This is a genomic window from Sutterella parvirubra YIT 11816, assembly GCF_000250875.1.
Lineage (GTDB): Bacteria > Pseudomonadota > Gammaproteobacteria > Burkholderiales > Burkholderiaceae_F > Sutterella > Sutterella parvirubra.
Genome location: NZ_JH604840.1, coordinates 1 through 9824, shown reverse-complemented (window position 1 = coordinate 9824; position 9824 = coordinate 1). Strand labels below are relative to the sequence as shown.

At 64.1% G+C, this 9824-nt stretch carries 6 protein-coding genes; all 6 read left to right on the top strand.

Translation table 11 applies throughout. The annotated features are described in order from the left end of the window. The first annotated feature begins 154 nt into the window (after positions 1-154). Positions 155-1852 (top strand): suppressor of fused domain protein, encoded by a 1698-nt coding sequence (locus tag HMPREF9440_RS00330; protein WP_008540384.1) that lies wholly within the window; start codon positions 155-157, stop codon positions 1850-1852. 109 nt (positions 1853-1961) lie between these two features. Then, on the top strand, positions 1962-3605 hold the full coding sequence (locus tag HMPREF9440_RS00325; protein ID WP_008540383.1) for a hypothetical protein: 1644 nt from the start codon (positions 1962-1964) through the stop codon (positions 3603-3605). Positions 3606-3768: 163 nt separating this feature from the next. Continuing rightward, entirely contained in the window at positions 3769-5793 is a 2025-nt protein-coding gene (locus HMPREF9440_RS00320; RefSeq protein ID WP_008540382.1) for a hypothetical protein, read from the top strand. A gap of 82 nt (positions 5794-5875) precedes the next feature. Then, on the top strand, positions 5876-8056 hold the full coding sequence (locus HMPREF9440_RS00315) for a hypothetical protein (protein WP_008540381.1): 2181 nt from the start codon (positions 5876-5878) through the stop codon (positions 8054-8056). Positions 8057-8209: 153 nt separating this feature from the next. Beyond that, positions 8210-9574, top strand: coding sequence for a magnesium and cobalt transport protein CorA (locus HMPREF9440_RS00310; RefSeq protein WP_040763126.1), 1365 nt, complete (start codon positions 8210-8212; stop codon positions 9572-9574). 17 nt (positions 9575-9591) lie between these two features. Continuing rightward, on the top strand, positions 9592-9824 hold a 233-nt coding region (locus HMPREF9440_RS00305; protein ID WP_172634260.1), incomplete at its 3' end, for a hypothetical protein.

Below are 9824 nucleotides of genomic sequence, written 5' to 3'. Positions count from 1 at the left end.
GGGCGGCGTGAAAACGCCGCCTTCTCTTTTTCCGAAAAATTTGTGGCACATCACCTCCACCCCGTGCGCGTTCCGAAAATTGCGCCTACGATCGGATCCAAGCATCACGACAAAGCTTTTTCGGAAAGCACTCACGACAAGGAAGGAAGCGCCCATGCCCAAAGCCAAATCCAAGCCCCACAAAGACGACCTCTTCAAGATCGAGTACCCGGAAGACAGCTTCGCCATCCAACGCGACATGCTGCAGGTGCGCCTCACCGGCGCGATCGAGGCGGTGTTCGATGCCGACGACCGCATCGAGACGTTCCCGGTAAAGAAGCACTCGCGCTGGAAGCCGAAGGACCTCGAGCGCTTCGTCGACCTTGCCTACGACCTGGGTGCGTACGAATGGGAGCCCGAAGCGCGCAAACCCTTCATCAAGGCGCTCGCGGACCTTCGCCGCAGGCTCGGACCCGCGCCCAAAGCGCTTCCCGAAGTCGACCGTTTGATCGACATGGCCGAAATCTTTGAGGACGACGACCTCCTCTCGGCGGCCCTCGACCCCAGCAACGAGATTTGGAGGCGCGGGGATGAGGAGGCGTTCCTCCGGTGCATGCGGGTCTTCCGCGCCGTCCTCCATCAGCTGATCCGCTACGAGATCACCGGACCGAAGCTCAAACCCATCCGCCCGGACCACCGCGCCCTCCCGACGAAGGCGCTCGCCGCGATCGGCCGCTCCAGGGCGGGCTGGACGAACCTGCGCGGTCATCGCCAACACTGGATCCCCCGCCGGGACCGGGACGTGCTCGTAACGCAGGGGCTCCCCGTATTCCTCGACAAGTTTTCGGAGCAGATGGGAATCAAACCGCTGCGCTTCCCCTTTGAGGTGGCGCTTCCCGTCAAGTCGGGGCTCCTTGCGCTCTCCAAGGACTCGCCCACGCCGGTGAGCGCCCTTCTCACCACGCTCTTTTTCGAGTCGGTCGTCTGCGCCGGGGCGTCCACGGACTTGGGCGATCCTTTCGCAGTCTTCACGGAGCTCTGGCCGCAGGACTGGCTCTTCACGCACATCCTCTTCATGCCCGTCGACGCCTATCCCGAGCTCGAAGCCGAGTGCGAGGCGCAGCGCCTGGGGCGCGAGACCCTCGGGGACGACTTCCGGATCATTGTTCCGATACCGCTCTACAAGGAAGAGGCGGCCTGGATACTCGACCACGGAAGGAGGGCCTTTTTCGAATCGCCCTACCGTCCTTCGCCCGTCATCGACCCTGACCGCCCCAACCCCCTGGCGAACTACCTCAAAACGAGCTCGCCCCTCCGGTTGGCGGACGAAAAGCCTCTTTTGCCCGAGCGGCTCGCCGCCCTCCGCGTGGGCGTCCAACGGAAGGTGATCGAAGAGAACGCGCCCGTCGCGGTCCTCGGCACGCCGCGCGAGCCCTACGACCATCTCCTCTTTGCGCTCCCCGACGGGATCAGCTTCCACGAAGCGGCCGATCTCGACGGACTCGTCCAGATCACGCGCAACCAGCTCGCGAACCTCCGGCCGGAGCTCATCCCGCTGCTCAAATCCGCCGACATCCGCAGGCACGTCTACGCACGCGGAGCGGACGGGGGCTATCTCCCGCTCACCGACGAGATCCTCCTCTCGCCCGAGCGCTGGGAAGAGGTCTTGGGCCATCTCGCGCCGCCCGTCCGCGCCGCGGCCGTCGTGATGGGCGCGCCCTTTGCAGACGCCTTCGCCGTGGCGGGCGCGCACCCCGACACGACCTACTTCCGGGACTTCGGCCGCTACGTCGCCGCACTTCGGGCGTTGCCCTACCGGGGCGGCTCCGGCACGACCGAACCCGACCAACCCGCCAACACCAAGGAGTCCTAAGTCATGAGAAGACGCAGAAGAAGACCCTCAACGAACACGACCGACGCGCACGGAGCAACCTGCGCGACCGGCCCACCACGCCGTTCAATCTTTGAATTCAGGAAGAGTCATGTCCAAGAAATCCCACCGCCGCCAGGCAAAGCCCGCGGCCGTCCAAGCCTACCCCGTCTCCGACGCGCTCGGCGACGTCCTCTCCCGAGCCCTCACCGCCTTCGACCGGGCGGACCCCGAAGCAACCGCACGGGTCCTTCCCGAAGTGGAAGACAGCGCCGAACTCATCCCGCACCCGTACCTCCGCATGTTCGTCGGCGCAGCGCTGCGCCTCCCGGAAATCAACAGCCGAGAAGGCGCTGAGGGAGGTCTCCGGCAACTGAAGAAGGTCAGCAAGGCGCTCGGCCTCGCCCACTTCGAAGGACTTCCCGCCTTGGCGGTCGAAGTGCTCTCGCGCCGGCTCACCATTTCCACCCGCAACTACGACCTCGCACTCCGTGGGCTCGACGACCTCATCGCAACGCTCGACCGCGGCGAGGCTTCGACCGGATCCCCGGTTTTCGACCGATACCTTCAGCGCTACGCGCACGAGACGCGCTACCTTGCCGAAACCGGTTCGCAGTCGGTCGGAAACGGGCCCTCCCCGATCTTTGAGCACGGACACTTCGTTGAGGACCTCCCCTTCGGCGACGCATCCTGGCACCCGCGCCTCATCACCCGCACGACGTCGTTCGTGGAGCAAGTGCAGGAAGCTTCGGAGACGCGCCTCCTGCAAATCGACGCCGACGACAACGACGGCTTCTTCAAAGTGCTCGACGAGACGCGCAGCCTCCAGGAGCGCATCGCGGACCGTACGTTCGCGATCGTGCTCCCGCAGCTGCGCGCCGAATCCTTCGGCACCTTCCCCGCCGACGTGCGCGTGAAGACCTTCGCGAACCTCTCGACTATCCTCAACATGTTCGAGAACGGCGAAACCGCCGTTCAGGCCGCACTCGCGCTCGAGTTCCTCCAAAAACCCGGGCTTTTGGTCGTCCCGAAGCAGTGGGGCCCGGAGACGGCGAAGGACATCGCCACGACCACCCTTGCGGGCCTTCTCCTGAGCCGCCTCGCGTCGGACGAGCCCCTCAAGCCGCAGAAGCGCAGCGCCCCGGAAGCGCTCCGCACGCCTGCATTCGAACGTTGGCAAAAGCTGTTGGGCACGGAAACGCTCTCCGCCCAAACCTTTGAAGCCGCTGCTGCGTCCGAGCCCGTTCCGGCTTTGCAGGATCTCTACCGATGGCTCGCAGGCTTCATGCAGACGATCTCGCAGGCCCAACGGTCCGTCGCCCAAAAGCGCGTGGACCAGGCTCATGCCGAAGAAGTCCTTCGCCGACTCAAGGCAGTCCGGTTCGGCGAGAAGATCCGCGCAGCGGACCAACTCCGGCTTCTTGCGGAAACCTACGGGTGCGTCGGTGCCATGTTGGAGACTTCTCCCGCCTTCGCCGAGAAGCTTCGACTCGCCGCCGAACTTCAGGAAGACGCGCCCATTCTTCAGACCGTCAGCCCCAATCCGCTCCTGAGGGAGGAACACTGCTTCGCGCTCATTCGGCTCCGCCGACTTTTCTCCTGGGAGAATATGGAAGACCGGCTGTCGGACATCGATTTCGACGACGGGGTCAACGACGACTTTGAGGGCGGGGAAGTCTTCCTCGACGGAGAGGTTTGGGACGGGGAGGAGGACGGCCGGAAAGTTGTCCACGTCCGCTTTGACCTTCACGTCTGACGCCGGAATCCCCAAACCCCAAGAGCGGCAGGCACCGCATCCAGCAAGAACGCTTTCCGAGGAACCGCGATGAGACGACCACCACGAAGAACGACCGCCGCGCAGGCCGAAGCCTGCGCGGACGGCCCACCACGCCGTTCCTTTTCCAACCACAGGCACGACTATGTCCAAGAAATCCCATCGCCGCCAAACGAAGCCGGCGGCAGTCCAGTCTTACCTCGTCTCCGACGCACTCAGCGACGTCCTCGCCCGGGCCCTCACCGCCTTTGACCGAGCCGATGCCTATACGCTTCAACGCACGCTCAACGGCCCGCAGGCGGGCGTTGAGCTCGCCCGCCTCCCGAACCTGCGCATGTTCCTGGAGAGCTGCGTGCGCCTCATCGACCTGTCTGCCCAAAACGGTGGCCGTGCTCCCGCGCATGCCGCCAAAAAAATGCGCAAAGCCCTCGGCCTCGCGCTTTCCGAAGGGCTTCCGTCCGCGGCGTTTGAAGTGGTCACCCGCCGCATCGCCATCATCGACAAAAGCTGCGCTGCGGCCCTCAGGGGACTCAACGAGCTCGTCGCGGCCTTCGACCAGGCCGAAGTCTCCACCGGGTCTCCCATCTTCGACAAATTCCTTCAGCGCCTCGCGCACGAGACGCGCTTCCTCGCCGAGACCGGAACCCAAATCGCGACCGACGATGCTTCGCCCGTCTTCAATCACGCGCACTTCGTCGAGGATCTTCCTTTCGGCGACGAATCCTGGCATCCGCGCCTCATCGAGGCGACGGTCCGCTTCAACGAAGCGCTCCGCGTCAACTTTGAGGACGACTGGTCCGACCGCGTGACGAACGACGGCCGGTTTGACAACGGTCTTGATCAGCTCAACCAACATGCGGACTCGACGGCGAGGCGCACGCTCGGCATCATCCTCCCTCACCTGCGCGCCGACGCCTTTGCAGACCTGCCGACGCAGTTCCGTTTTGAAGCTTTCGAGGGCCTCTTCGACCTCTTTGCCGACCTCACCGACCTGACGCCCCAAATCGCGTTGACGCTCGGATGGCTTCAGAAGCCCGAGATGATCGCGGCCCCGCCCGAGTGTCCGGTGGAGGCCGTGGAGGACACCGCCAAGCTCTTCATCGCGGCCGCCTTCATCCACCTTCTCGACCCCGACTCGAAGCGGCTCCCGTCGCCCGGCCTCCGGCCCCAACTTCACGCGTCGCTCCAAACGCCCGCGCTCGACCGTTGGCTCGCACTCCTTCAATCGGAAGTGATGGACGAAACCGCGCTGCAGCGCCTCATTGAGGCCGAGACCGTTCCCGCGCTGCGGACCCTCGCCGAAGAACTCTCGGCATTGCGCCGAACGGTTATCCGGATGAAGTCCGAGGAAACTCGGTCCCTAAAGGTTCTTCAGGCCGAGGCCGACAAAATCGGCACGCGGCTCGATGAGGCCGAACGGGAGGACAACCTGCGCGCGATGCCCTGGCTCGCACTTTTGGCGGAAACCTATGCGGTCGGGACCGAACTGGTCGATGAGGATCCCGACGGCGCGATGCGTCTCCTTCTCGCGGGGAAGCATCTGGCGAACCGCGTGCCCATAAGGGCGGCGGAAGACAATCCGCTCGTTCAAGAGGCGTGTGCCGCCGCGGGCTTTGAGATCGAAGAAACCTGCGACCTCTACGACGCCGAAGAGTGGTTGGGCGTCGATCTGGACGACCTTGCGGACGACGAAGACGACGATTTCGACGGCGGCTTCGACGATGAAGACACCATCTTCACGCTTGAAGACCTGCCGAACGAAGAGCGGATTCTTCCCGCGAAGTACGCGTCCGAGCAGGTGGTCGCCACCACGCGGCTTCTTGAAACCGACTCCCCCGTGCATGTCATCTTCCGCAGCCGCCGGGATGACGCCTTCATCGTCTTCACCGAGAACGATCTGGGCCAAGACCCGGCACTCATGCGGGATTTCGTCCGGATGACGGCGAACCAGCTCGTCAATCTTCGCCCCGATCTGATCGGTCTCTTCCAGAAGCCTTCCGTCATGCAGGGCGGCTTCGTGCGCCGTGCGGACGGGCGCGGCTTTGAGCGGCTCTCCGCGGACCAACTCCCGGAGGGGCACCCCAACCGCCCGCGCTACGCACCGTTTGACGAGGCCTTTTGGGACGACGCCGAAGACGCCGTGCTGATCACCCAAACCGCGCACGCCTGACGGCCGCACCCGACACCCGAGACCAACACCCCCGTCCGGCCGCGCGCGGAAGACGCGCGCCGGGTGGGCTAGAGACCGCATCATGACGAAAAAGAAGAAGCACAACGCGAAGCAGACACCTGCAAAGCCCCAACCCATCCCTCAGCCGAAACCGGCCGAACCCTACGTCATCTCCGAAGAGCTCGGCAGGACGATCGCCTCCTTCCTCGAGCCCTACGCCTTGTACGAGCCGATCCCCACTGAACTTTCCTCGAATCTCCGCGACGACGAAAACCTTCGCGAACTCCCCAAACTTCGAACGCTGTTGGAGGTGATTGCAGTTGAATCGCGCAAGAGCTGCCGCGACAAACTGCGGCGGGGCGGAAAGGACTTCGGGAAAGCGCTTGAGAAGGCCGCCTTCGACGCCGAATTCGAGGGACTTCCGACTGATGTTTTCTGGCTGCTCTCCTGTCTCGGCGGACTCGGCTGCTTTGACTACACGGGAGACGTCATCACGGAAAGCATCGAGGACCTCCGCGCCGGACGCTTTCCCTCCGGCAGCGAAACGCTCAACCGCTGCTTCGTAAGGCTCAACCACCTCGCGCGCTTTGAGGCCGTCGAATACGACCTGCTGCGCTGCCATCCCCAAAACCCCGACTCCGATGTCATAAACGACTATCCCTTCGAGTTTTCGGACTGCGACGTCACGGAAGACCTTCCCTACGTCCCGGACGACTGGGTCATCAGGCTTTTGTGGATGTGCGCGGCTCAGCTGTGCGTAGACCGAACCATCTTGGTTCGAGATTGGGAGCAGGCCATAAAGAAAGAAGAGTCGGATTCCGGCTGGCGGAACGGAAGCACCTTCCAGGGCCTCCGCGAGGACGAGCTCCGGAACGCGGTCAAGCACCGCAAGCTCATGATGCGGGCGCTCCGGTACGTGCTCCCGCGCTTCTCCCCCCGCGGCCCCTGCGCATCCTTCGGCCACACGACGGATCAGTTCCTCGGGCGGCTGCTCGAAACCTGCGCCGCCGCCCGCTTCGACGTGGCGTCGCAGGCCGTGGCCCTCGCGTACCTCACCGACCCGGTGACGGCGTCCGAAACGCTTCCCAGGGAGACGCTCACAGCAATCATGACGTGCGTCCTCGCCGAAGCGCTCATCAACGCCGCGGCACCGTCCAAAGCCGACGACGTGCCCGTGGGAGAACTTCCTCTGAACCTCCGCACGCCCGATTTTGAGCGCTTCCGTGCGGCGCTTCTCGCGCCCCCGGACAACCGCCGTTGCGCCTTCGAAAGGTTGGCCGCAACGGAACCCGCCGACGCTCTGCGCCCGACGTACGCCCGTTTGGCCGAACTCCAAGGCGCGCTGCGGAGCGCCGCAGGCAAGCCCGTCCCGGAGCTCGCCCGGGCCGCCGTGCTTCTCACGGACAGGATGGCCTCCTCCCTCGCTGAGGCCCCCGCGCTCTTCGAGCGCATTCTGATGCTCGCCGAGGGTTGTTCGATCGCCGGAGAGCTCGACAGGTACGGCGTCCCGGCGGCGCGCGACCTGGTGATGGTGTTGGAGGCTTACGCCGAGAACCTCGAGCATCGACTCGAAAAGCGGGAACACTTCCTCCAGCACCGCGCCTTTCAGTTCGTACGGATGGCTCTCGAAGACGCCTTCGACTTTGATGCCGTCCTTGCCGTCGACGTCGACGTCGACGACGAAGGCGAAGACGAAGACGACGATGAAGAGGGCATCGAGCCGGAGGAAGATGAGTACGGCTGGGAAGTACCCGTCGTGCCTCAGGACTACGTCGGCATCCGCGTCGAGACGCCGCGGCTCGGCCACGGAAGTCTCGTCGCCTTCGGACGACCCCGCACGTCGACGGGCGAACCTCCCCGCCTTTTCGCGATCTTTGAGGATCACAAGGACCTCTCCCCTCGGCAGTTTGCATCCGAACGGAAACTCGTGAACCTGAAGGAATTCATGGAGGCCTTTCCGAAAGCGGCCGATCTGCTCGGAAGCACCGCCTTTCTCAACGGCGTCTGCGTCATCAAGAGCAAGTGCGAATGGCGGCTCGCTCCGATTGACGACGACCTCCAAAGCAAGGAAACCCAAGCCCGCCTGGGACGGCTGCCCCACGGTCTTCGCGCCGCGACGCTCTGGTTCATCCTGGGCGAAGAGGGCTTCCGCAAGTTCACCGCAGAGACGGAGGACGAGGACCTGCTGAAGTTTCTCAGGGATGTCGATGCCGGTCGAGCGCAGACGGTCGACTGCGGCGGCACGACTCCACCCGTTCCGTGACCTGACGGTGCCGCCTGCGCGGCACCGGATTGCACTCAGCGGGCGTTTGTCCTCAAACGCCCGGTCCCCAACCGAACCGATTTGTCCCACATGACCAAGAAGACCCGCAAGAATAAGGCCAAAGCGCCGAAGATCCCTCCGAAACCTCGGCCCATGCCTGAGCCGGACCCGGTCGAGCCCTACGTCATTCCCGAGGAACTCGGAAAGACGATCGCCGCCTGCCTCACGCCCTACGCGCTCTACGAAACGATCGACCCCGCGTTCGCCTCGACGCTCGGCGACGTCGAAAGTCTCCGGGAGCGCCCGAAACTCCGGGAACTCCTGGAGCTTCTCGCGGAGGACTCGGCGAAGAGCTCCCGCCGCGAGCGAAAACGCGGCTGGGCCCTTCCCGGCGCCGTCCTTCACGAGGCCCTCGATGAAGCGACCGCGGAAGGTCTCCCGGAGCCCATCGGCATTCTGATCCAATGCCTCTTCGACTTGGGAAGCACCTCTTGCCCAGCCGACTTCCTCAGCGCTGACATCGAAAAGTTCCCTACCCAAGGTGACGTCACGGATAGCCCGACCCTCAACGCCTGCATCGAGAGGCTCACCCACATCTTGCGCTTTGATGCCGTTGAAGGTCCTTTGGAGCTCTTTGACGACGAGCACTACAACTCCGTTTGGGACCACCTCACTTGGGACTTTGAGGATTACGACGTCACCGAAGACATCCCGTTCGACGTGCCCGACGGGCTCGCGCGTTTGATGTGGATGACCACGGTGGAGCTCTTCTGCGACCGGGTCGATACGCTGAAAGAGTGGGATTCGGAACTGGAACGGGGCAAAAACGGCGACTTTTTCAACCCCAACTACTCCCGCATGTTCTCTTGGCACGACCCGTTCTACGGCTCCGCGCGCAACTACCGTTTCATGATGCGCACGCTGCGGTGCGTGCTTCCGCGCCTTTCGACCCGCAAGGCCTACGACTCTCTCGAGAGCACGACGGTCGACTTCATCGCACGACTTCTTGAGGTCTGCGCGGCCGCGCAGTTTGACTGCGCTTCTCAGGCCGTGGCCCTCGCATACCTCACCGACCCGATGACGGGAGACGATGCGCTTCCCGATGAGACGCTGCGCGACGCGATGGAGTGTGTTCTTGCCGCCGCGTTGATCGAGACGCAGCCGCCCGACGACGATGCGGAACCCGTCGAGGAACTTCCGCCCAACCTCCGCACGCCCGCATTCGAGCGTTTCCATGAGGTCCTCCTCACGTTCTCCGAACACCGTCAGGCCGCCCTTGAAGAATTGGCGGCGACCGAGCCCGTGGAAGCGCTGCGTCCGACCTACGCACGCCTCGCGAAACTCCAAGGGTGCTCCGGAGTACCGTCGGCAGGTCCGTACCGGAACTGGCCCGGCAGGCCGTCCTGCTCGCCGACGACATGCCGGCGGCCATCCAAGCAGGAACGCCGCTCTTCGAGCGCATTCTCGTCCTCGCCGAGGGCGCCTCGATCGTCGCGGAGCTCGACTGGTACTGCGTGAAGGAAGCCTGCGACCTGTTGATTCTGTTGGAGGCCCTCGCCGACAGCATCGAGGATCGGCTCGAAGACGAACACCTCCTCAAGCACATCGTCTTCCGGCACCTGCGGATCGCGCTCGACAGGGCCTTCGACCTGGATGCCGTTCTTCCGGACGAGGATGACGAGGACGGGTACTACTACTGGTACGGAGATGCGGACGAAGACGAGGAAGAGAAAGAGGACGCACATGCAGTCGGCGAAGAGCATGGACG

Bases quoted from the DNA above. Each gene is read 5' to 3' on its own strand.
- HMPREF9440_RS00325 (WP_008540383.1), top strand. From the start codon at position 1,962: ATGTCCAAGAAATCCCACCGCCGCCAGGCAAAGCCCGCGGCCGTCCAA.
- HMPREF9440_RS00320 (WP_008540382.1), top strand. From the start codon at position 3,769: ATGTCCAAGAAATCCCATCGCCGCCAAACGAAGCCGGCGGCAGTCCAG.
- HMPREF9440_RS00310 (WP_040763126.1), top strand. From the start codon at position 8,210: ATGCCTGAGCCGGACCCGGTCGAGCCCTACGTCATTCCCGAGGAACTC.
- HMPREF9440_RS00315 (WP_008540381.1), top strand. From the start codon at position 5,876: ATGACGAAAAAGAAGAAGCACAACGCGAAGCAGACACCTGCAAAGCCC.
- HMPREF9440_RS00330 (WP_008540384.1), top strand. From the start codon at position 155: ATGCCCAAAGCCAAATCCAAGCCCCACAAAGACGACCTCTTCAAGATC.